The sequence below is a fragment of the Chelatococcus caeni genome, from assembly GCF_014196925.1.
Taxonomy (GTDB): domain Bacteria; phylum Pseudomonadota; class Alphaproteobacteria; order Rhizobiales; family Beijerinckiaceae; genus Chelatococcus_A; species Chelatococcus_A caeni.
The window spans coordinates 220,121-241,464 of record NZ_JACIEN010000001.1; the positions used below are offsets into that span (position 1 = coordinate 220,121).

Consider the following 21,344-nt stretch of genomic DNA (forward strand, 5'->3'; position numbering starts at 1 on the left):
GAGTTTCAGGCAGGAGTTGAGCACATGGCTGCCAAGGACGTTAAATTTGCGGCGGACGCCCGCGAGAAGATGCTGCGCGGCGTGGACATTCTCGCCAATGCGGTGAAGGTGACGCTCGGCCCGAAGGGCCGCAACGTGGTCATCGAGAAGTCGTTCGGCGCGCCGCGCATCACCAAGGACGGCGTGACGGTCGCCAAGGAAATCGAGCTCGAGGACAAGTTCGAGAACATGGGCGCGCAGATGGTGCGCGAGGTCGCCTCGAAGACGAACGACCTGGCCGGTGACGGCACCACGACGGCCACCGTCCTCGCCCAGGCGATCGTGAAGGAAGGCGCCAAGTCGGTCGCCGCCGGCATGAACCCGATGGACCTGAAGCGCGGCGTCGACATCGCCGTCGCCGAGGTCATCAAGGACATCGAGAAGCGCGCCAAGAAGGTGAAGTCCTCCGATGAGGTCGCCCAGGTCGGCACCATCTCGGCGAACGGCGACCGCTCCATCGGCGAGATGATCGCCGAGGCGATGCAGAAGGTCGGCAACGAGGGCGTCATCACGGTCGAGGAGGCCAAGAGCCTCGAGACCGAGCTCGACGTCGTCGAGGGCATGCAGTTCGACCGCGGCTACCTCTCCCCGTACTTCATCACGAATGCGGAGAAGATGGTCGCCGAGCTCGACGACCCCTACATCCTCATCCACGAGAAGAAGCTCTCCTCGCTGCAGGCCATGCTGCCGGTGCTCGAGGCGGTCGTGCAGACCGGCAAGCCGCTGCTGATCGTCGCCGAGGACGTCGAGGGCGAGGCGCTCGCCACGCTCGTCGTCAACAAGCTGCGCGGCGGCCTCAAGGTCGCGGCCGTCAAGGCGCCGGGCTTCGGTGACCGCCGCAAGGCCATGCTCGAGGACATCGCCGTCCTCACCGCCGGCCAGACGATCTCGGAAGACCTCGGCATCAAGCTCGAGAACGTGACGCTCGACATGCTCGGTCGCGCCAAGAAGGTGCGCATCGACAAGGAGAACACCACGATCGTCGACGGCGCCGGCAAGAAGAAGGACATCGAGGCCCGCGTCCAGCAGATCAAGGCGCAGATCGAGGAGACCACCTCGGACTACGACCGTGAGAAGCTGCAGGAGCGTCTCGCCAAGCTCGCGGGCGGCGTGGCCGTCATCCGCGTCGGCGGCGCCACCGAGGTCGAGGTGAAGGAGAAGAAGGACCGCGTCGACGACGCCCTCAACGCCACCCGCGCGGCCGTCGAGGAAGGCATCGTCCCGGGCGGCGGCACGGCTCTCCTGCGCGCCAAGGCGGCTGTCGGCAAGATCAAGAGCGACAACGCCGACGTGCAGGCTGGCATCAACATCGTGCTGCGCGCGCTTGAGGCGCCGATCCGCCAGATCGCCGAGAACTCCGGCGTCGAGGGCTCGATCGTCGTCGGCAAGATCAGCGAGAACAAGTCGCAGACCTTCGGCTTCAACGCCCAGACCGAAGAGTTCGTGGACATGCTCGAGGCCGGCATCGTCGATCCGGCCAAGGTCGTGCGCACGGCCCTGCAGGACGCGGCCTCGGTCGCCTCGCTCCTCATCACCACGGAAGCGATGGTCGCCGACAAGCCCAAGAAGGACGCGCCCGCTCCGGCCATGCCGGGCGGCGGCATGGGCGGCATGGACTTCTGAGGAAGTCCATTCGCCCGTCCCGGGAAAGGGCTCGGGCCGGGATCGGCCCGAGTGGCGGCATGGACTTCTGAGGAAGTCCGTCCGGCCAGAGATGGAAGGGCCCGGCATCGCCGGGCCCTTTTTCTTTGGCGGACTGCGCGGAGCAATTCGGCCAGGATTACCTCCGTGCCTAATTTCGCCGATATTTCCGGCACTTTACAAAAGCGTTAGATGCAGCGCCTCTCGAATTCCTGTAGGAGACGAGGCGGATTTCGAGTGCCGGCAGGGCCGGCTCTTCTGGCGGGACAAGCGGATTTCATGAAGCTCATAGCCATCGTCGTTGGGGCAATGTCCGCAGCCTTCCTGGCGCTGTCGCAGGGGCAGGCGAACGGCCTGCCGCTCTTCGTGCCGGTCAGCGGCTTCGTGCTCGCCGCCATCCTCTGGCTGGCGCGCGACATCTCGATCTTCCTGCGCATCTTCATGGGCATGTATGCGCTGGGCTACCTGCTGATCGCGGGGGCCAACACGCTTGCCAGCTACGGCCTCGTGCCGCAGACGCTGGGTGCGCTCGTTCCGCCGGCCTTCATGGCCACCGCCTCCGTCTCCTTCGCGGGGCTCGTCTTCGGCGTCTCGTTCATCCCGGTCGTGCGCACGATCACGGACCTCGCCGACCCCTACTTCTATTCCGTGCGCAGCGGCGGGGAGAACTTCAGCTGGTTCGGCCGGCTCTTCCGCTCCGAAGGGCGGGCGGCGGTGGCGATGGTCGCCGCCATCATCGCCACGAACTTCGTGCAGGTCGGCCTCAACATCAAGTTCAACCTCTGGTACCGCGACCTGTTCGACGCGCTCCAGAACAAGAATGCCGACGCCTTCTGGTATCAGATCTGGTGGGTGTTCATCCCGCTCCTGGTGTTCTGGATCATCTTCCAGCTGCTCGACTTCACGATCGACACGATCTTCCGCATCCGCTGGCGGCAATGGCTGACGGAGAGCTATTTCTCGCGCTGGCTCGACCGCTCGACGCATTACAAGATGGGGGTCGCCGGGCAGAATGCGGACAACCCCGACCAGCGCATCTCGGTCGACGTCGCGTCCTTCATCTCCAGCACCATGACCCTGTCGACGCAGATGATGGCGCAGCTCGCCACGCTGGTCTCGTTCACGGTGCTGCTCTGGGGCCTGTCCGAGGGCTTCACCTTCCCGGGCACCGCCGTCGTCATTCCCGGCCTGCTCGTCTGGATCGCCGTCGCCTATTCGCTCGTCGGCACCATCCTGACGCATCTCATCGGCCGGCCGCTCATCCGGCTCGACTTCCTGCAGGAGAAGTTCGAGGCGAATTTCCGCTTCTCGCTGGCGCGCCTGCGTGAGTACGGCGAGCAGGTCGCGCTGCTGCGCGGCGCCGATGCCGAGAAGGCGAACCTGCGCGGCGGCTTCGCGCAGGTCATCACCAACGTCATCGACATCCTCAAGCGCCGCCTCAAGATCGAGGGCTTCCGCTTCTCGTGGCAGCAGATGAGCGTCGCCTTCCCCTATCTCTTCATGGGGCCGTATTTCTTCCTGGAGCGCATCACGCTCGGGCAGCTGCAGCAGGGCGCCCAGGCGTTCGGCCAGGTCAATGCCTCGCTCTCCTTCTTCATCTCGGCCTATACGACCCTCGCCGCCTACAAGGCGACGATCGACCGCCTCGTGACCTTCGAGGACGCCATGGGCCGCGCGGAAGTGATCGGCACCGTGCCGCCTCACATCGAGCGCAAGACGGCGCCGGAGAATGCGCTGGCCATCCGCGACCTCAGGATCGACCTGCCGCACGGCGCCAGGATCGTGGAGATCGACCGCCTCGACCTCAGGGCCGGCGAGCCGGTGCTGGTCAACGGGCCGTCGGGTTCCGGCAAGTCGACGCTGTTCCGTGCGCTCGCCGGCATCTGGCCCTACGGCTCGGGCGAGGTCGACGTGCCGGAGGGGAGGAGCGTCATGCTGCTGCCGCAGCGGCCCTACATCCCGCAGGGCAACCTGCGCGACGCCATCTCCTATCCAGCCGTCGCCGGGGCCTATGACGATGCGGCCATCAAGGCGGCCCTGATCGCCGTCGGCCTGCCGGCGCTGGTGAACCGCCTGGACGACGACGACAGCTGGGGGCAGCGCCTCTCGGGCGGTGAGCAGCAGCGTCTCGCCATCGCGCGGGCGCTGCTCGCAAAGCCCGACTGGCTGCTCCTCGACGAGGCCTCCTCGGCGCTCGACGAGAAGAGCGAGCGGGTCATCTACGAGGCGATCGCGGCGGCGCTGCCGGGCACCACCATCGTCTCCATCGGCCATCGCTCGACCCTTGCCGCCTTCCACGACCGGCGCGTCGACCTGCAGCCGATGGACGATGGCGTGTCGCGGCCGGTCGACCTGGCGCGGGAGCCGGTGCCCGCCGGCTGATCTGCCGGAGAGGGTTGCCCCGGCACGGGCCGGTCGCGGACAGTTGCAAACGGTGCCGCCGCGATTCGGCGCGTCCTCCTGTCCTCACCCGTGCCGGGAGCCTCCATGCCTCACGCCCGCTTCCGCCGCCAGCGCGTCGCCCTCCTGTCGGTCACGCTGTGGAAGCGGCGGCTGGTCTTTCTCTTCGGCGCCATCGTCGTCTCGCTGGCATCCGTCGCTTTCGCCAGGGCGGCGGACGGGGCGGGCGCCTTCTTCCAGTTCTGGAGCGGCGAGCTGCCCTACCTGCCGCTCGTCGTCACGCCGCTCGGCTATGCCTTCTGCGCCTGGTGCGTGGCGAAGTACTTCCCCGGCGCGCAGGGCAGCGGCATCCCGCAGGCGATCGCCGCGCGCGCGACGCGCGACCTCGACCATCGCCAGCGGCTGCTCGGCCTCCGGGTGGCCGTGGGCAAGGTGCTGCTGACGACGGTGGCGCTCGCGGTCGGCGCCTCGGTCGGCCGCGAGGGACCGACGGTGCAGATCGGCGCCAGCGTCATGCTGATCGCGGCGAGCTTCGCCGGCATCGCCCATCAGCGCGGCTTCGTGCTGGCGGGGGCGGCGGCCGGCATCGCGGCGGCCTTCAACACGCCGCTCGCCGGCGTCGTCTTCGCCATCGAGGAGATGGCGCGCGCCTTCGAGCGGCGCATCACCGGGCTCGTCATCACCGCCGTGCTCGTCGCCGGCGTCACGAGCCTCGCGCTCCTCGGCAGCTATCAGTATTTCGGCGGCGTGGCCAGCCATCTCGGCGAGCCGCGGCAGTGGCTGGCCGTGCCCGTCTGCGGTCTCGTCGGCGGCGTGCTCGGCGGGCTTTTCAGCCGCGGCGTCATCGGCCTCACCTTCGCGCGGGAGGGCGTCTTCGGCCGGCTGAAGGCGCGCCCCTTCCTCTTCGCCGCGGGCTGCGGCCTTCTGGTCGCCGCGCTCGGCCTCGTGACCGCGGGCTTCGCCACGGGCAGCGGCTATGACCAGACGCGAGAGGTGCTCGAAGGGGAGGGGCTGCTGCCCTGGTACTACGGCCTCGCCAAGCTCCTGACGACGCTCGTCTCATCCGCCTGCGGCATCGCCGGCGGGCTCTTCTCACCCTCGCTCGCCGTCGGCGCCTCGCTTGCGGCGCTCGTCGAGCCCATCCTGCCCGCCATGCCGCTCGGCGCCCTCGGCATCCTCGCCATGGTGGCCTATTTCGCCGGCGTGGTGCAGGCGCCGCTGACGGCCTTCGTCATCGTCTACGAGATGACCAGCGACACGCGCATGGTGGTGCCGCTGATGGCGACGTCCCTCATCGCGGCCGGGGTGTCGCGCCTCGTCAGCGCCGAGCCGCTCTACCACACCCTGGCGCGCGGCTTCACGCCGAGGGCCGTGGCCGAGGAGCGGCAGCGCGAGAAGACGGAGGCCTGAATAGGGTCGGCTTGGCTCAGAGCACGCGCTCGAAACGCAGGGTGCCGCTCTCGCCGGTCAGCACCAGCTGGCCGTTGACGAGGTCCCACTTGCGCGCCGTGCGCAGGGCGACGAGGAAGGCGCGCTCGGCGGCCATCACCTGCTTGCCGCAATCCTTCTTCGTCATGGCCAGCGGGCCGACGGCGAAGCCCTGGTCGCGCAGCGGATAGGCCGTGGCCGAGTAGGTGTTGCACATGCCGAAGCCGCGGGCGCGATACTGGGAATCGAGCGCGAAGCCGGGCCGGTCGCCGGAATAGGGCTTGTCGTTGAGGCTGATGGCCACCCAGCTCGTGCCGACCGGGAACTGCTTCTCGGCCTGCTGCGGCACGTTGGTCTGCCGCTCCTTCTCGCGCGCCGACTGGGCCGCATTGTTCGGCTGGCCGGACCGCGTCTGCGCGAGCGCGGGAGCGGCCATGGCAAGCGCGATTGCGCCGAGCACGCAGAAACGAACGGACGAACGAGACAACACTTGCTCTCCCCCTCACCGGTATGACGCGGCGCCCTTCGCGGGCAACCGTCATCGAGCCGACGATCCATGGATCGGCGCGACCATAAACGCCGCACAAGGCGCCTGCAATGGCCGGCTTGATCGAACCAATCTATGCGCGTTGATGGCAAAGGCGTGGCGGCCGGGCCACTAGCCGAGGCGCGTGAACAGCCGCTCGCTCAGCGCGTTGCTGGCGCGGAAGACATAGTCGAGCGCGCGCACCGTGACCGGCTCGGCGCCGTTGTCCGTCAGCAGGGCGGCGAGCGCGAAGACCCGGTCGGCCGGGCAGTGCACGGTGAGGAGCCCGCGCTCGTCCGGCCCCCCGAAGGGCAGGCGGCCGCCGTGGCCGTCGATGATCTCGCGCTCCAGCGCCGCATCGAGCGCCCCCACCCGCGCCGTCAGCTCCCGCATCGTGCGCGCCTCCTCCTCCGCCGCGATGCGGGTGAGGATGGTGCGCGCGGCGGCGCGGGCCGTCTCGCTCCACGGTGCGCGCAGCGAGGCGACGAGATTCGCCTCCGAGCGCAGGATGATGCCGTCGTCGAGGACCTTGAGCGCGTTGGCGGCGAGCGTCGCGCCCGTCGTCGTGATGTCGACGATGATCTCGGCCGCGCCAGTCGCGGGCGCCCCCTCCGTCGCGCCGAGGCTCTCGACGATGCGGTAGTCGGCGATGCCGTGGCCGGCGAAGAACTGGCGCGTCAGGTTGATGTATTTGGTGGCGACGCGCATCTTGCGGCCGTGGCGCACGCGCATGTCGGCGGCGACATCGTCGAGATCGGCCATCGTGCGCACGTCGATCCAGGCCTGTGGCGCGGCGACGACCACATTGGCATGGCCGAAGCCGAGCGGCGTCAGGAGCTCGACCGCCTCTTCCGCGTCGTGGATCTCCTCGCGCACCAGGTCCTCGCCCGTGACGCCGAGATGGGCGCCGCCCGAGGCGAGCTGCGCGACGATGTCGGAGGCGGAGAGAAAGGCGACCTCGACGCCCGGCACGCCGGCGAGGCGCCCGCGATAGTCGCGCGCGCCGCGCGACTGCACCACCTCGAGCCCGGCGCGGGAAAAGAAGCGGGCGGCGTTCTCCTGCAGCCGGCCCTTCGACGGCACGGCGAGGACGAGCGGGGTGTCGCTCATGATGCGGCTCCGTTGATGCGCTCGATCCAGATGGAGCAGCCGACGGCCGGGATCACTTCGGCGGCGCCGAGCTGCGACAGGAGCTTGTCGTAGCGGCCGCCGCCGACGATCGGCTTTTCCTCCGGCCGCGCCGGGTCGTGCAGCTCGAAGATGAAGCCGGTGTAGTAGTCGAGGTTGCGCGCGAAATTCGCCGCGAAGGCGAGGCGCGCGACGTCGATGCCGCGCGCGGCCATGAAGCCGGTGCGCGCCTCGAAGGTGTCGATGGCAGCGTCGATGGCGAGGCCCGCGTCGCGCGCCAGGGCGCGCAGCGCCGCGGCCGCGCTGTCGGGGTCGCCCTCGACGGCGAGGAAGCGTTCGAGCGTCGCATGCGCCTCGGCCGAGAGCTCACCTGCGCGCGCCTGGGCGCGGGCGAGGAAGCGCTCGGCGATCTCGCCGGCCGTGCGCCCGCCGACCTTGCTGATGCCGGCGATCGCCAGCACGTCCTCGACGAAGGCCCGCGCCGCCTTGGCGTCCTGCCCGGCGATGGCCGCGAGGAGGCCGGCATGGTCGTCGTTGCCGTTGCCGTTCGCCGCGGCTTTCGGTGCATCGACCGGCTGGCCCTGGGTGATGGCGCGCAGCACCCGGCGCCGCGTCGCGGGCGCGAGCTTCAGCGCATCGAGCACGGCTGCGAGCAGGCCCATGTCGCCGAGGCGCACGACCGGCGCCGCAAGGCCGAAGAGCCCGGCCGCCTCCATGGCGAGCGCCAGCACCTCGGCATCGGCCGCCTCGCGGTCGGTGCGTCCGAAGTTCTCGATGCCGGCCTGTGCAATCTCGCCGATCTCGCCGGCCCGCTGGCGGAAGACGGGGCCGTGATAGCTAAGGCTCGCCGCGCTGCCGGCGGCGGGGGAGGCGAGATAGGCCCGGCTGACGGGAATGGTGTAGTCGGGCCTGAGGCACAATTCGCTGCCGGCCGCATCCTGCGTCAGGAACAGGCGGCGGCGCAGATCCTCGCCCGAGAGTTCGAGGAACACGTCGACGGGCTGCAGCACGGGCGGCTCGAGGCGCTGATAGCCCTCGCGCGCGAAAAGCCCCATCAGTTCGTCGGTGCGCGCCATCGCGCGCGAATGCGTCGTCGTCACCATGGCCTTCCTGCCTGTCAGGCAGGGTCTTTAGCAAGCGCGCCCGCCGGATGCGACCGCTTTCGCGCTGAAGGGTGAACGGAAAGGATAGGAAGGGGCAGTCGGCAATCGCCGGTGGGCAATCGATGCACCGCGGTCAATCGCTCCCCTCCCCCTTGCGGGGAGGGGAGGAGGTTCCGCCGGCGCCGAGCGCTCCCCCGTCAGCCCGAGCGCCTCATGCCGTCCGCCGCGCCAGCACGCGCTTGACGGCATCGACCAGTTCCGCCTCCTTGACGGAGAACTGGGCCTCGGCCTGTTTCTGCAGGTAGTCGTCGCGGTCCTTGCCGAGGCCGGCGAGCTCGGCGCCGAGGGCGAGATCCTTGATGGTGACCTCGCCGGCCGCGCGCTCGTTGGAGCCCTGGATGACGACGCAGGGGCTGGCGCGCCGGTCGGCATATTTCATCTGCGCCTTCATGCCCGAGGTGCCGAGGTAGATCTCGGCCCGGATGCCGGCCTGGCGCAGCGCCGCCACCATGCGCTGGTAGTGGCCGATCTCGTCGCGGTCCATGACGAGCACGACGACCGGGCCGGCGCCCGCCGCATCGGTGACGAGCGGGCTCTTGATCGCCTTGAGCGCCGCGAACAGGCGCGAGACGCCGATGGAGAAGCCGGTCGCCGGCACCGGCTCGCCGCGGAAGCGCGAGACGAGCCCGTCATAGCGCCCACCGCCGCCGACGGAGCCGAAGCGAACGACCTCGCCCTTCTCGTTGGGCACGTCGAAGGTGAGCTCCGCCTCGAAGACCGGACCGGTGTAATACTCGAGCCCGCGCACGACGGCGGGGTCGATGACGACGCGCCCGTCGTCATAGCCCGCGGCAGCGACGAGCGCGCCGATCTGCTCGAGTTCGGCGACGCCCTCGTTGCCCTGCGCGGTATCGCCGACGACGGCAGCGAGATTGGCGATGGTCGCCGCCGTATCGGCGCCCTTGGCGGCCGTGAAGGCGATGACGCGCTCGATGGCCGCGGCTTCGAGGCCGGCGCCCTTGGTGAAGTCGCCGCTCTCGTCGCGACGTCCCTCGCCCAGCAGCAGGCGCACGCCCTCCGGCCCGAACTTGTCGAGCTTGTCGATGGCGCGCAGCACGCCGAGGCGCTTGCCGGCATTCTCCTCGCCGGCAAGGCCGATGGCCGTCAGCACCCCGTCGAGCACCTTGCGGTTGTTGATCTTGACGACATAGTCGCCGCGCCCGATGCCGACCTTCTCCAGCGTATCGGCCATCATCATGGCGATCTCGGCATCCGCCGCGACGCTCGCCGTGCCGACGGTGTCGGCGTCGAACTGCATGAACTGGCGGAAGCGGCCGGGGCCGGGCTTCTCGTTGCGGAACACCCAGCCGCAGCGATAGCTGCGATAGGGCTTGGCGAGCGTATCGAAGTTCTCGGCGACATAGCGGGCGAGCGGCGCCGTCAGGTCGTAGCGCAGGCTGAGCCACTGCTCGTCGTCGTCGAGGAAGGAGAAGACGCCTTCGTTGGGCCGGTCCTGGTCGGGCAGAAACTTGCCGAGCGCGTCGGTATATTCGATCAGCGGCGTCTCCACCGCCTCGAAGCCGTAGAGCTCGTAGGTCTCGCGGATGGCGGCGAGCATCCGGTCGGTCGCGGCGATGTCGCCCGGGGCGCGGTCGACGAGGCCGCGCGGCAGGCGCGCGAGGAGCTTGTTGCTGGTCTTCGGCTTGTCGGACATGGCGGAAAAGCGAACCTTCTGACGTTGCCCCGCGTCCTAGCGCAGGCAACGGGGGATGTCATCCCCGCCGCGCAGCTGTCTCGCCATCGGCATCGCGAGCACGGTGCGAAAGCACGCCGGCTTCCGCACTCCCGCCGTCATGCCCGCGCTTGTCGCGGGCATCCATGCCGGGCCGCCTGGGCCGGGCCGAAGGGCGTGAATGGCCGGGACAAGCCCGGCCATGACGAGCGGAGGCGACGGGGGATGTCATCCCCGCCGCGCAGCTGTCTCGCCATCGGCATCGCGAGCACGATGGGAAAGCGCGCCGGCTTCCACATTCCCGCCGTCATGCCCGCGCTCGTCGCGGGCATCCACGCCGGGCCGCCTGCGCCGGGCCAAAGGGCGTGGATGGCCGGGACAAGCCCGGCCATGACCAGCGGAGGCGTTGTGCTCCATGCCTGGCCGGGGCTAGTGGCAGCGCGACGATAAAGGAGCAGGGCCGGAAGGACCCCGCGTCGCCACCCTGCTCAGGCGGTCTTGAGGTCGAGCTTCATGCCCTCGTGGCTGGCGATGAAGCCGAGGCTCTCGTAGAAGCGCAGGGCGTCCGGCCGCGCCTTGTTGGTGGTGAGCTGCACGAGCCGGCAGCCGCGGGCGCGCGCCTCCTCGATCGCCCAGTCGAACATCGCTCGCCCGAGGCCCTGGCCGCGTTGGCTCTGGGCGATGCGCACGCCCTCGATCTGCGCCCGCCAGCCGCCGGTATAGGTGAGGCCCGGGATGAAGGTGAGCTGCAGGCAGCCGACCACCGCCCCCTCGTCGTCCGCCACGATCAGGCGGTTGTTGGCGTCGGCGGCGATGGCCGCGAAGGCCTCGGCATAGGCGGGAGAGAGCTCCGCGGCCGGTGCCTCGCGCGCGGCGCCGAGCGGATCGTCGGCGAGCAGGGCGACGATCGCCGCAAGGTCCGCCTCGGTCCCGTCGCGGAACCTCATGCCTTGCCCTCGAGGAAGGGGATCATGGCGGCGAGCACCTCGTCCGGCGCCTCCTCGGCGACGAAATGGGCGGCGTTGACCTTGGTGCCGACGGCCTTGGGCGCGAAGGTCTCGCGCCAGACGTCGAGCGGGCTCTTGTCCGTGGTGACGAGATAGAACTCGCCCCAGATGAGCTGGGTGGGCACGGTGATGGTCCGGCCCGCCGCAAGGTCGGCCTCGTCCTGCGCGACGTCCGTCGTCCGGCCGGCACGATAGTCCTCGCAGAAGGCGTGGATGCGCGTCGGCTCGTTCCAGTTGGCGCGGTAGTGGGCGAGCGCCCTAGGATCGAAGCCCTTGAGGTCCTTGGTCTTCGACCAGCGGACCAGCAGGTCCTCGAAATAGGGCAGGGGATCCTTGCCGATGATGGTCTCCGGCTCCGGCGCCGGGCGGGCGAGGAACTCCCAGTGTGCCGCCGGGCTCTTGCCGGCCTCGATCAGCTTCCAGACGTGGAAGGTGGGCAGGATGTCGAGCAGCACCAGCTTGTCGAGCCGGCCCGGCTCGTCGAGCGCCAGCCGGTAGCCGACGCGGGCGCCGCGGTCATGCCCGGCGAAGGAGAAGCGCACGTGGCCGAGCGCCTCCATGACGGCGACGACGTCGCGGCCCATGGCCCGCTTGGTATAGGCCTCGCGTCCGCCGTCGCCTTTGGGTGCCGAGGACCAGCCGTAGCCGCGCAGGTCCATCAGCACGACGGAGAAGTGCTCGGCGAGCTTCGGCGCGATGCGGTGATAGGCGACGTGCGTCTCCGGAAAGCCGTGCACCAGCACGAGCGGCGGCCCCGAGCCACCGGAGCGCGCGAAGATGCGCCCCGCCTCGGTGTCGATCCAGTGCGATTGGAAGCCGGGAAAGAGGTCGGCGAGATCGGGCATCACGATTCTCCTTTCGCACGGTCGGTTATAGGCCGAGCCGCGTGGGGAGAGAAACGGCATTCCGACAATGCCGCTCTGCACCGATCGGACGCGCCCTCAAGCCTCCTCTTCGCGCGCCACGGCCTGCCAGCCGATGTCCGAGCGGCAGAAGCCTTCCGGCCAGTCGATGCGCGAAACCGCCTCGTAGGCGCGGGCCTTGGCGTCCTTCACCGTCCGGCCCGTCGCCGTGACGTTGAGCACGCGCCCGCCATTGGCGACGATGCGGCCGCCGTCGTCCTTCGTGCCGGCGTGGAAGACGAGGACGTCCTCGAGCGCCTCGGCCTCGGCAAGGCCGCGGATGACGGAACCCTTCTCGGGGGTGCCGGGATAGCCCTTCGCCGCCATGACGACGGTAAGCGCCACCTCGTCCCACCAGCGCACGTCGACGTCGGCGAGCACGCCGTCGCAGGCGGCGAGGAGCACGGGCACGAGGTCGCTCTTCATGCGCGGCATCAGCACCTGGCATTCGGGATCGCCGAAGCGGGCGTTGTATTCGATGAGCTTCGGCCCCTCGGCGGTGATCATCAGCCCGGCATAGAGCACGCCGACATAAGGCGTGCCGCGCGCGGCAAGTCCGGCGACGGTCGGCAGGACGATGCGCTCCATCACCTCCTGCTCGAGGGCCGGCGTCATCACCGGTGCGGGCGAATAGGCGCCCATGCCGCCGGTGTTCGGGCCGCGGTCGCCGTCGAAGACGCGCTTGTGGTCCTGGGCGGAGGCGAGCGGAATGGCGGTCCTGCCGTCGGCGATGGCGAAGAAGCTCGCCTCCTCGCCGACCATGCATTCCTCGATGACGACCTCCGTGCCGGCCGCGCCGAGCCCGCCGGCGAACATCATGGCAACGGCCTCCTCGGCCTCCTCTATCGTCTCGGCGACGACGACGCCCTTGCCGGCCGCGAGCCCGTCCGCCTTCACGACGATCGGCGCCCCCGTCTCGCGCACATGGGCGCGGGCGGAAACCTCGTCCGTGAAGCGGGCGAAGGCCGCGGTCGGGATGCCGAATTCGCGGCACAGCTCCTTGGTGAAGGCCTTCGAGCCTTCGAGCTGCGCAGCCGCCTTGCGCGGGCCGAAGGCCTTGATGCCGGCGGCCGCGAGATCGTCGACGAGACCGGCGACGAGCGGCGCTTCCGGGCCGACGACGACGAGGTCGATCGCCTTGTCGCGGCAGAAGGCGACGACGGCGGCATGGTCGGTCACGTCGAGGGCGACATTGTCGCCGCACTGGGCCGTGCCGGGATTGCCGGGGGCGATGAAGAGCCGGTCGCAGAGCGGGCTCGCCGAGAGCTTCCACGCGAGCGCGTGCTCACGTCCGCCCGAGCCGATGAGGAGGAGGTTCATGGGATCGCCCCTGCTTGGCGCCGATTGATCTTGCCGCGTCGTACCGGCTGCAGCCGGCGGCGGCAAGGGGCGGATGGGACGAGGGTCATGGCTGGGACGCACGCTTGTATCCCCGACGCGCCGCAGCATGAAGTGATGCGGTGCAGATCCGGAGCCGGCCATACGGCGCCTTCGGCAGATTCTTGCGCTGGGTCCCGGATCGCATTCCGCTCGCTGCATGCGCCCGGGAAACGAGGTTGCTTCCGGCCGAGCGGGTGTGCGTCGGGGCCGACTGCCGACTGCCGCTATCGATCGATGTGACCGAGGTCGCGCTCCGGGTCGAGCCGGTCGCGCACGCGCTGCTTGAGGGTCTTCACATCCGGGAAGCCGCCGTCGCGCTTGCGTTCCCAGATGAGGTCGCCATCGACGGTGATGTGGAAGATGCCGCCCGTGCCGGGCGCCAGCGCCACCTCGCCGAGGCTGCCGCCGAAGGTCGACAACAGCTCCTGCGCCATCCAGCCGGCGCGCAGCAACCAGTTGCACTGGGTGCAATAGGTGATGACGATGCGGGGCTTCGTCGGCGCGGTGGTGTCGTCACTCATGTCGTCCTCCGGCGCCCAGCAGATCGACGGCGCGGGCCCCGTGTCAACCGGGTGGCGGTCGCCAAACCTTGGAAAATGGGCTTTCAGGAACTATCATACCGGAGTGGGAAGCGGGCTTTCGCCTGCTCCCCTTTCCTTAGACGATGAGCTGGACCCGGAGTTCCAGTAGCCAGCTGTTCCGGGTCCTTCTCATTCTAAGGGTGATCGTCAGTGGCAAGAACCACATGGCGGTCACCTCCGGTGCAGGGGCGAGGCCGTCGCCGCGCCGTCTGCTTCCGCCCTGCAGCAGCATTGATAACCGATCGCGCAGCCCCGCGCCCGCGGCATCGCCGCTTCATCGCACGCCGGGATGTCGGGGATGGGCGCCCGCGCGGCGTTTCACTTTGCGGTCCGAACGCCTATCCTGCCGCCCATGAATCAGCCGGATCCGAATCCCCCCTCCAACGTGCAGGAATGGACGGTCTCCACCCTGTCCGGCGCGCTGAAGCGTACCCTTGAGGACGCTTTCGGCTTCGTGCGCCTGCGCGCCGAGGTGTCGGGCTACCGCGGCCCGCATTCCTCCGGCCATTGCTATTTCTCGCTGAAGGACGAGGGCGCGCGCATCGACGCGGTGATCTGGAAAGGCGTGTTCAGCCGCCTCAAGGTCAAGCCCCAGGAGGGACTCGAGGTGGTGGTGACGGGGCGCATCACCACCTTCCCCGGCTCGTCGAAATACCAGATCGTCGTCGAGACCATCGAGCCGGCCGGCGTCGGCGCGCTCATGGCCATCCTCGAGGAGCGGCGCCGCAAGCTCGCGGCCGAGGGGCTGTTCGACGAGCGGCGCAAGCAGGTGCTGCCCTATCTGCCGGAGGTCGTCGGCGTCGTCACCTCGCCGACCGGCGCCGTGATCCGCGACATCCTGCACCGCCTCGCCGACCGCTTTCCCCGCCACGTGCTCGTCTGGCCCGTGCGCGTGCAGGGCGAGACGAGCGCGGCCGAGGTCGCGGCCGCGATTCGCGGCTTCAACGCCATCGGCCCGGATGATGCGATACCGCGGCCGGACGTCATCATCGTCGCGCGCGGTGGCGGCTCGCTGGAGGACCTCTGGAGCTTCAACGAGGAAGTCGTCGTGCGCGCGGCGGCGGAAAGCGACATTCCGCTCGTCTCGGCCGTCGGCCACGAGACGGACTGGACGCTGATCGACCTTGCCGCCGACCTGCGCGCGCCGACCCCGACCGGCGCGGCCGAGAAGGTCGTGCCGGTGCGCTCCGAGCTCATCGCGCAGGTCGACACGCTGGCGCGCCGCCACCTCGGCGCCATGCACCGGCTCCTGGAGCGGCGCCGGGCCGACGTGCGCGCCCTAGCGCGGGCCCTGCCGCGGGCCGAGGACCTGACGGCGAGCGCTCGTCAGCGGCTCGATCTCGCCGCCGGCCGCCTGCGCCATGGCCTCAACGCCAATGCGCGCCGGCACGAGGTGGAGCTCAACCGCCTCGCCCAGCGCCTCGCCCGCCTGTCGCCGCAGGCGCGCCTCGCGGAGCGCGCCGCGGTGCTGCAAGGCCTCGAGCGGCGGCTGGTCGCGGGGCTCGCCGCCAATACCCTGCGGCGGCGCGGTGCCTTCGAGCGGTCCGCCTCGCGGCTCGCCTTCCGTCCGGTGAAGGAGCGCTGGGACAATGCCGGCGAGCGCCTCGCCCTTGCCGGCCTCAGGGCGCGGCGATGCTACGAGGCGTCGCTGGTGCAGCGGCGCGAGCGCCTGCAGTCCTGCTGGAAGCTCCTGGAGAGCCTCAGCCACAAGGGCGTGCTCGCCCGCGGCTATGCGGTGGTGCTGGACGAGGCGCGCCGGCCCGTGCGCTCCGTCGCCGACCTGTCGGAGGGGATGGCCGTCAGCCTGCAGCTCGCCGATGGCGAACGGCGCGCCACCATCGCGGACGAAGAGGGCGCCGCTCCGGCGCGCACGGCATCCCGCCCCCGCGGCAAGGCGCGCGAAGGCGCCGTCCCGGCGGCACGCCAGGCCTCGCTGTTCGATCCGTGAGATGCCGCCCTGGCCGCTTCGCCTTGAACCCGGCCCGTTCTGTCCTTAATGACGGAAAGAGGGGCGGAGCCCCGCAACAAGGTGAGTGCCATGAACCGCCACGATCCGCGCCTGCCCATGGGCGGTGAAGCCGTCGTGCAATATCTCGATGCCGACTTCCGCGTGCTCCGGCCCGGCGCCTTCGTGCGCTGCGCCGTGACGGGCAAGCCCATACCGCTCGACGAGCTGCGCTACTGGAGCGTCGACCTGCAGGAGGCCTATGCCTCGCCTGAGGCGGTGCTGCAGCGCATCCAGAAAGGTCCGGAGCGGGGTTGAGCGTCAGGTACCGTCCTGCTGCGCGCGCCAGTGGCTGATCGCCGCCTGCAGCAGCTGCGCCACCTCGTCCGGCGCCTCGAATTGCAATGTCACGGGCAGGGTGCCGATCCGTGACAGGACCTCGGTCCGGCCGGCGAGCCCCATGAGCCGGACGGCATCCTTCTCCGTGGTGATGGGCATCAGCCCCTCGGCCTCCGCTTCCCCGACGAGAGCCTCGACAGTCGCGACATCGAAGGGCTGATGGTCCGCGAAGGCGCGTTCCACGGCGACATCGGCGCCGAGGCCGCGCAGGGTGGCGAAGAATTTTTCCGGCATGCCGATGCCGGCGAAAGCGAGGACGCGCCGGCCGGCGAGGCTCGCCGCGACCGCCGGATCCGGCACCATGTGGGCGTGCAGGACCGGCCGCCCGCGCGCGGCCGCAGCCCGCGCGATCCTGACGCCCCGCTCCCCCGCGCCGATCAGGATGACGGCGTGGGCATGGGCGAGCTGGCGGTCGAGCGGCGCCCGCATCGGCCCGGCCGGCACGCACAGCCCGTTGCCGAGACCGAAGGCGGCATCGACCACCGCGAAGGTCAGGTCCTTGGCGAGGGAGGGGTTCTGCAGTCCGTCGTCCATGACGACCACTGTCGCGCCGCGCCTGTCCGCCTCCTGCGCGCCGGCCGGCCTGTCGGAGGCGACGATGGTGACGAAATGGCGCGCCAGCAGCAGCGGCTCGTCGCCGACCTCGGCGGCCGTGTGCGTGGGAGTGACGGCGACCGGTCCCGTCAGGCTGCCGCCATAGCCGCGCGTGAGGAAGGCCGGGTGCTCGCCGAGCCCGGCGAGGATCTGGGCGATGGCGAGGGCGCTCGGCGTCTTCCCGGCGCCGCCCGCCGTGAAATTGCCGATGCAGATGACGGGCAGCGGCGCCGGCTCGCCCTCCTGCGCCATGCGGCGCACCGTGACCGCCCCGTAGAGCGTGCCGACCGGGCTCAGCACCCATGCCGCGAACGACGGGCGCGCCTGCCACCAGAATGCCGGTGCCTTCATTGCCTTCCCCGCGATTCCGCTCGGTGCAGGATTGCCCTTCGATCGCGGCGGCGCAAGGGAGGAGCGGGCGCGGGTCAGCCGTTGTGGCGCAGGTCCATGTGCAGGATATAGGGCTCGATGGCCCGCATCGTGCGCTCCAGGGCGCCGCCGAGGCTCTCGACGGTCTGCGCCGCGGCGCGCGCCATGGCCCGGGTGCGCGCCGTGTCCTTCAGCAGCATGGCGAGCGCCTGGGCGAGGCTCTCGGCGTCGGCCACGGGCAGGGCGCCGTGCGCACGGTCGATCGCCGCATAGATGTCGGCGAAATTGTAGACGTGCGGCCCGTGCAGGATCGCCGCACCGAGCTTTGCCGGCTCGATCGGGTTCTGCCCCCCGAGCGGCACCAGCGAGCGGCCGATGAAGGCGATGGGCGCGAGGCGGTAGAAGAGCCCGAGCTCGCCGATGGTGTCGGCGACATAGACGTCGACGTCCCGCTCCGGCAGGGCGCCCTGCGAGCGCAGGGCAACGTTGAGCCCCGCGCGGTGGGCGATATCGGCGACGGCCTCGCCGCGCTCGGGATGACGCGGCGCGATGATGGTGAGGAGGCCGGGCCGCCGCTCCATGAGCGCGCGGTGGACGAGCGAGATGATCTCCTCCTCGCCCCCGTGCGTGCTCGCCGCGACCCAGACCGGCCGCCCGGCGATGATGCCGGAGAGGCTCGCGACGGTGCGCGCGTCGGCGGGCGGCGCGGGCACGTCGAACTTGAGGTTGCCGGCGATGCCGACGCGCGGCGCGCCGAGCCGTGCCAGCCGCTCGCCGTCCGCCTGCGACTGGGCGAGGCACAGGTCGAACTGCTCGAGCAGCGTCCGCGCGCTCTTCGGCGCCTGCCGCCAGCGGCGGAAGGAGCGCTCCGACATCCGCGCGTTGACGAGGAGGAGCGGAATGCCGCGCTCGCGCACCGCGAACACCGCATTCGGCCAGATCTCGGATTCGGCGAAGAGCACGAGGTCCGGCTGCCAATGGTCGAGGAAGCGGCGCAGGTAGCGCGGCACGTCGAGTGGCATGAACTGGTGCGCCGCTCCCGGCGGCAGGCGCTGGGCGAGCACGGCCGCCGAGGTGAGCGTGCCGGAGGTGACGAGCACACGGAAGCCGCGCCGCGTCAACCGCTCCACGATCGGCATCAGCGAGACGACCTCGCCGACGCTCGCCCCGTGCACCCAGGCGAGGCGCCCGGCCGGCCGGGCGCGCCCGGCGAGGCCCCGGCGCTCGCCCATGCGCTCAGGGTCCTCCTTGCCCTTCTTGCGGCGCGAGACGAGCAGGCTGGCGGCCGCGGGCTCCAGCAGCGTCATGCCGAGACGGTAGAGTGTCAGAGGCAGCGTCATGCGGCCGCCCATCCTTGTGGCTCCTGCGGCGACCAGCCGTCGCCGACGCCATTGGCAGCGCCGGAAGATGGCATTTCGACGCTCGCCGGCGGCAGTATCCCCGGCCGTGCGCAGATCGCGCGTCGGCGGAAGGTCGGTGCTGTGGACAACGCCTTCATCGGGCGGTCTCCACCGGCTTCATGCCGGGATCGCGGTCGCCGACGAGGGCATAGGCCCGGGCATGGACGGCATCGAGGCTGCGCTCGACGGCGAGGCGCGCATCCTCCATGGCGCCCGGATCGGCTTCGGCCGCGATGTGGATCGGCTCGCCGATGACGATGGCGCCGCGCCCGAAGGGCAGGCCGATGGAGGCGTGGTCCCAGCTGTTGAAGTCGATGCGCCGGCTGGTGACGACGGCGACCGGCACCACCGGCCGGCCGGACAGCTTGGCGAGCAGGATGATGCCTTCGCCGCAGATGCGCGACACCTTCGGCACATCCGCGGTCATCACCACCATCTCGCCGTCCTTGAGGGCGCGCAGGAGGTGGCGCACCGCGGCGGCGCCACCCTTCTCGCGCACCTTGCCGCCGCGCGCGCCGGAGCCGCGGATGGCGCGGATGCCGAGGTGGTTGAGGGCGATGGCGTTGAACTCGCCGTCGCCGTGGCGCGAGACCAGCGCGGCCGCGCGGTCCTGCGGCCGGCGGGCGAAGGACACCATGAAGTGCTGCCCATGCCACATGGCGACGATGACGGGCATCTGCGGCCCGACGCGGTCATAGATGTCCGCCGGCTCCATGACGAAGCGGTTCGTGCGCTCGACGAGGCGCAGGTAGCCGGCGAGCAGGCGCCCGAGGGTGGCCTGCACCGGGCGTGACCGGCTGATCCGCTTGAGAAGCGCCATGGAGCCCGGCCGCCTCAGGCCGGCTGGCCGGTTTCGGGGTCGAGCAGGCGATGCAGGTGGACGATGAAATAGCGCATGTGGGCGTTGTCCACCGTGGCCTGGGCCTTCGCCTTCCAGGCCGCGTGGGCGCTCGCGTAGTTCGGGTAGATCCCGACGATGTCGAGGTTGGCGAGATCGCGGAACGTGATGCCCTCGAGGCTTTCCAGCTCGCCGCCGAAGACGAGGTGCAGAAGCTGCTTGTTCGGTGCCGTCTCGCTCATGGTCTCGCAAGTCCCGTGATGGTCGAGGTTGATCGAAGGGTCGTGCCGTAGGGGCGGTCTTGCGCGCTCACGCCGTCGTCCCCTCGGCGAGCGCGTCGAGCACGCGCGGATGGAGCGCCCCGGGCGAGGCGACGAGCGGGCTGTGCACCGGGCTCGGCAGGTTGAAGCCCGGCCGCTCGCCCGTGAGTCCGGTCAGCGCCGCGCCGCTCTCCGACAGGATGAGATCGCTCGCCGCGATGTCCCAGTCGTGGGCGTTGGCGGAGGCGAGGCCGACGTCGAGGGCGCCGTCCGCGACCCGCGCGAGGCGAAGCGCCAGCGAGGGGATCTTGGGCACCACGTCGATGGCGCCGAAGGAGGGCAGCAGGCGCTTGGTGAGCATGGCCGGGCCGGCGACGCGCATGGGCGCATGGGCTGATGCGGCCGCTGCCCTCAGGGGCAGCGGCTCCCCGTTGCGCAGCGCCCCCTGGCCGCGGTGGGCCTCGTAGGTCACGCCGAGCGCCGGGGCGTGCAGGATGGCGGCGAGCGGCATCCCGTCGAGGAGGAGCGCGATGGAGATCGCCCAGTCGGAGCCGCCCTGCATGAAGGCGCGCGTGCCGTCGATGGGGTCGACGACGAAGACGAGGGATTTCGACAGCCGGGCCGGATCGTCCGCGGTCTCCTCCGACAGCCAGCCGGCCTCCGGCATGGCGCCGCGCAGCCGCTCGGCGATGAGCCGGTCGAGCGCGATGTCGGCCTCCGTCACCGGCGAGCCGCCGGCCTTCGACCACACGTCGGCCCGCGTCGCCTGGCCGGCGCGGAAATAGGCGAGCGCCGCAAGGCCGGCCTCCCGCGCCGTCTCGCGAAGGAGGACGCGCAGCTTGGCAGCCATGTCCGGATGGGAGGCGAGCATCGTCCCCGCAGGCTCTCTTGAAGTTCCTGGATGGCCGGTCTTGTAAAGGCCGCTCGCGACCGCTGCAATAGCCGGGCGGCGTGCTGTCGCACGCGCACCCGTGCCGGATCCGTCCGGCCCCTCCGTTTGCGGAAAGGTTTCGTTGAGCATCCGCGCCGAAACGGGGCCGGCAAGAAGGCCTTAACCCAACCCGTTAAGGCCTTTTGGGCCGGTGCCGCGCAATATTGGCGACCTAAGGCGCGAGTGCTCCGGACAAAGAGAGTGCCGCGCGGGAGCGTCAGAACAAGAGGCGTCGACATGGCGGCAGGCGAGAACTCGGCCGCCGGGGCGGGTTGCCATGTGCAACCCGCCGCCGGCGAAGCCATTTCCTTCAACGATATCGTGATGAGGCTTCCGGGTGCCCGGGTGATCCTCCCCGGTACCGCAGGCATCTTCGCGGGCGTGGCGGTGCGTTTCGTGCCGGAGGAGGGCGATGCCGAGATGTTCGAGCTCGTGCTCGTCGGCCACGACCGCCGGCGCGATCTCGTCATCGGCCGCTGGGACGACGGCGACATCGCCGCCGTGTGGCGCAGCGTCGCCGCAACCTCCGGCCTGCCTCTCCTGCTGGAGCGCGAGGATGGGGTCATCGTCTGCCCGCGGCCGCAGATCGGGCGGCTGCAGCTCGGCGAAATCCGCATCCGCCGCCGTCACGGCCTGTTGAACGGCCGCCGGCCGCGCTTCCTCGTCCGGCGCAAGACCGGCAAGCCGCTGATGCGCCCGGTGCGGGTGCACGGCCGGGACATGATGGCGCGGGACTGAGGG

Annotated in this window: 19 protein-coding genes; 6 read left to right on the forward strand and 13 right to left on the reverse strand. The window is 70.4% G+C overall.

Going from position 1 to position 21,344, the window contains the following annotated elements:
* Positions 1–24: 24 nt before the first annotated feature.
* From groL to GGR16_RS01125, 3 genes are all read left to right on the forward strand, one after another.
* Positions 25–1,662, forward strand: coding sequence for a chaperonin GroEL (gene groL / locus GGR16_RS01115; RefSeq protein WP_019401309.1), 1,638 nt, complete (start codon positions 25–27; stop codon positions 1,660–1,662).
* Positions 1,663–1,959: 297 nt separating this feature from the next.
* On the forward strand, positions 1,960–4,062 hold the full coding sequence (locus GGR16_RS01120; protein WP_183315475.1) for an ABC transporter ATP-binding protein/permease: 2,103 nt from the start codon (positions 1,960–1,962) through the stop codon (positions 4,060–4,062).
* 105 nt (positions 4,063–4,167) lie between these two features.
* Positions 4,168–5,490: a chloride channel protein gene (locus GGR16_RS01125; protein ID WP_019401307.1), complete on the forward strand. Its 1,323-nt coding sequence runs from the start codon at positions 4,168–4,170 to the stop codon at positions 5,488–5,490.
* 16 nt (positions 5,491–5,506) lie between these two features.
* Here GGR16_RS01125 and GGR16_RS01130 read toward each other — a convergent pair whose 3' ends face one another.
* From GGR16_RS01130 to GGR16_RS01165, 8 genes are all read right to left on the reverse strand, one after another.
* Positions 5,507–5,944 (reverse strand): META domain-containing protein, encoded by a 438-nt coding sequence (locus GGR16_RS01130; RefSeq protein WP_210289430.1) that lies wholly within the window; start codon positions 5,942–5,944, stop codon positions 5,507–5,509.
* 222 nt (positions 5,945–6,166) lie between these two features.
* Positions 6,167–7,144, reverse strand: a complete 978-nt coding sequence (gene hisG / locus GGR16_RS01135; protein ID WP_019401305.1) for an ATP phosphoribosyltransferase — start codon at positions 7,142–7,144, stop codon at positions 6,167–6,169.
* Positions 7,141–8,265, reverse strand: a complete 1,125-nt coding sequence (locus GGR16_RS01140) for an ATP phosphoribosyltransferase regulatory subunit (RefSeq protein ID WP_019401304.1) — start codon at positions 8,263–8,265, stop codon at positions 7,141–7,143. The genes hisG and GGR16_RS01140 overlap by 4 nt, the downstream gene beginning before the upstream one ends.
* 211 nt (positions 8,266–8,476) lie before the next feature.
* Positions 8,477–9,979: a histidine--tRNA ligase gene (gene hisS / locus GGR16_RS01145; RefSeq protein WP_183315476.1), complete on the reverse strand. Its 1,503-nt coding sequence runs from the start codon at positions 9,977–9,979 to the stop codon at positions 8,477–8,479.
* Between the two features lie 506 nt (positions 9,980–10,485).
* Complete coding sequence (locus tag GGR16_RS01150; protein ID WP_183315477.1) at positions 10,486–10,944, reverse strand: GNAT family N-acetyltransferase; 459 nt, start codon at positions 10,942–10,944, stop codon at positions 10,486–10,488.
* Positions 10,941–11,849 (reverse strand): alpha/beta fold hydrolase, encoded by a 909-nt coding sequence (locus GGR16_RS01155; protein ID WP_183315478.1) that lies wholly within the window; start codon positions 11,847–11,849, stop codon positions 10,941–10,943. The genes GGR16_RS01150 and GGR16_RS01155 overlap by 4 nt, the downstream gene beginning before the upstream one ends.
* A gap of 96 nt (positions 11,850–11,945) precedes the next feature.
* Complete coding sequence (purD, locus tag GGR16_RS01160) at positions 11,946–13,226, reverse strand: phosphoribosylamine--glycine ligase (RefSeq protein WP_183315479.1); 1,281 nt, start codon at positions 13,224–13,226, stop codon at positions 11,946–11,948.
* 284 nt (positions 13,227–13,510) lie between these two features.
* Positions 13,511–13,807, reverse strand: coding sequence for an Rdx family protein (locus GGR16_RS01165; RefSeq protein ID WP_183315480.1), 297 nt, complete (start codon positions 13,805–13,807; stop codon positions 13,511–13,513).
* Between the two features lie 412 nt (positions 13,808–14,219).
* Between GGR16_RS01165 and xseA the strand changes: the two genes are divergently transcribed.
* Both xseA and GGR16_RS01175 read left to right on the forward strand, forming a co-directional pair.
* Positions 14,220–15,815, forward strand: a complete 1,596-nt coding sequence (xseA, locus tag GGR16_RS01170) for an exodeoxyribonuclease VII large subunit (protein ID WP_246372753.1) — start codon at positions 14,220–14,222, stop codon at positions 15,813–15,815.
* Positions 15,816–15,905: 90 nt separating this feature from the next.
* A complete protein-coding gene (locus GGR16_RS01175) occupies positions 15,906–16,130 on the forward strand; it encodes a DUF2093 domain-containing protein (protein ID WP_019401296.1) in 225 nt (74 codons plus the stop codon).
* Between the two features lie 3 nt (positions 16,131–16,133).
* On the opposite strand, the gene lpxK is transcribed toward GGR16_RS01175, so the two are convergent.
* The 5 genes from lpxK to GGR16_RS01200 form a co-directional block, all read right to left on the reverse strand.
* Entirely contained in the window at positions 16,134–17,156 is a 1,023-nt protein-coding gene (gene lpxK / locus GGR16_RS01180; protein ID WP_183315482.1) for a tetraacyldisaccharide 4'-kinase, read from the reverse strand.
* A gap of 74 nt (positions 17,157–17,230) precedes the next feature.
* A complete protein-coding gene (locus GGR16_RS01185) occupies positions 17,231–18,514 on the reverse strand; it encodes a 3-deoxy-D-manno-octulosonic acid transferase (protein WP_246372755.1) in 1,284 nt (427 codons plus the stop codon).
* Between the two features lie 154 nt (positions 18,515–18,668).
* On the reverse strand, positions 18,669–19,394 hold the full coding sequence (locus GGR16_RS01190) for a lysophospholipid acyltransferase family protein (protein ID WP_183315484.1): 726 nt from the start codon (positions 19,392–19,394) through the stop codon (positions 18,669–18,671).
* Positions 19,395–19,408: 14 nt separating this feature from the next.
* Positions 19,409–19,654: a DUF4170 domain-containing protein gene (locus GGR16_RS01195; protein WP_019401293.1), complete on the reverse strand. Its 246-nt coding sequence runs from the start codon at positions 19,652–19,654 to the stop codon at positions 19,409–19,411.
* Positions 19,655–19,721: 67 nt separating this feature from the next.
* Positions 19,722–20,543, reverse strand: coding sequence for a 3'(2'),5'-bisphosphate nucleotidase CysQ (locus GGR16_RS01200; RefSeq protein WP_183315485.1), 822 nt, complete (start codon positions 20,541–20,543; stop codon positions 19,722–19,724).
* Between the two features lie 384 nt (positions 20,544–20,927).
* Between GGR16_RS01200 and GGR16_RS01205 the strand changes: the two genes are divergently transcribed.
* Positions 20,928–21,341 carry a DUF6101 family protein gene (locus tag GGR16_RS01205; RefSeq protein ID WP_183315486.1) on the forward strand — a complete coding sequence of 138 codons (414 nt, stop codon included), beginning with the start codon at positions 20,928–20,930 and terminating at the stop codon, positions 21,339–21,341.
* Positions 21,342–21,344 lie beyond the last annotated feature (3 nt).

Bases quoted from the DNA above. Each gene is read 5' to 3' on its own strand.
- groL (WP_019401309.1), top strand. From the start codon at position 25: ATGGCTGCCAAGGACGTTAAATTTGCGGCGGACGCCCGCGAGAAGATG.
- GGR16_RS01120 (WP_183315475.1), top strand. From the start codon at position 1,960: ATGAAGCTCATAGCCATCGTCGTTGGGGCAATGTCCGCAGCCTTCCTG.
- GGR16_RS01125 (WP_019401307.1), top strand. From the start codon at position 4,168: ATGCCTCACGCCCGCTTCCGCCGCCAGCGCGTCGCCCTCCTGTCGGTC.
- GGR16_RS01130 (WP_210289430.1), bottom strand. From the start codon at position 5,944: ATGGCCGCTCCCGCGCTCGCGCAGACGCGGTCCGGCCAGCCGAACAAT.
- hisG (WP_019401305.1), bottom strand. From the start codon at position 7,144: ATGAGCGACACCCCGCTCGTCCTCGCCGTGCCGTCGAAGGGCCGGCTG.
- GGR16_RS01140 (WP_019401304.1), bottom strand. From the start codon at position 8,265: ATGGTGACGACGACGCATTCGCGCGCGATGGCGCGCACCGACGAACTG.
- hisS (WP_183315476.1), bottom strand. From the start codon at position 9,979: ATGTCCGACAAGCCGAAGACCAGCAACAAGCTCCTCGCGCGCCTGCCG.
- GGR16_RS01150 (WP_183315477.1), bottom strand. From the start codon at position 10,944: ATGAGGTTCCGCGACGGGACCGAGGCGGACCTTGCGGCGATCGTCGCC.
- GGR16_RS01155 (WP_183315478.1), bottom strand. From the start codon at position 11,849: ATGCCCGATCTCGCCGACCTCTTTCCCGGCTTCCAATCGCACTGGATC.
- purD (WP_183315479.1), bottom strand. From the start codon at position 13,226: ATGAACCTCCTCCTCATCGGCTCGGGCGGACGTGAGCACGCGCTCGCG.
- GGR16_RS01165 (WP_183315480.1), bottom strand. From the start codon at position 13,807: ATGAGTGACGACACCACCGCGCCGACGAAGCCCCGCATCGTCATCACC.
- xseA (WP_246372753.1), top strand. From the start codon at position 14,220: ATGAATCAGCCGGATCCGAATCCCCCCTCCAACGTGCAGGAATGGACG.
- GGR16_RS01175 (WP_019401296.1), top strand. From the start codon at position 15,906: ATGAACCGCCACGATCCGCGCCTGCCCATGGGCGGTGAAGCCGTCGTG.
- lpxK (WP_183315482.1), bottom strand. From the start codon at position 17,156: ATGAAGGCACCGGCATTCTGGTGGCAGGCGCGCCCGTCGTTCGCGGCA.
- GGR16_RS01185 (WP_246372755.1), bottom strand. From the start codon at position 18,514: ATGACGCTGCCTCTGACACTCTACCGTCTCGGCATGACGCTGCTGGAG.
- GGR16_RS01190 (WP_183315484.1), bottom strand. From the start codon at position 19,394: ATGGCGCTTCTCAAGCGGATCAGCCGGTCACGCCCGGTGCAGGCCACC.
- GGR16_RS01195 (WP_019401293.1), bottom strand. From the start codon at position 19,654: ATGAGCGAGACGGCACCGAACAAGCAGCTTCTGCACCTCGTCTTCGGC.
- GGR16_RS01200 (WP_183315485.1), bottom strand. From the start codon at position 20,543: ATGCTCGCCTCCCATCCGGACATGGCTGCCAAGCTGCGCGTCCTCCTT.
- GGR16_RS01205 (WP_183315486.1), top strand. From the start codon at position 20,928: ATGAGGCTTCCGGGTGCCCGGGTGATCCTCCCCGGTACCGCAGGCATC.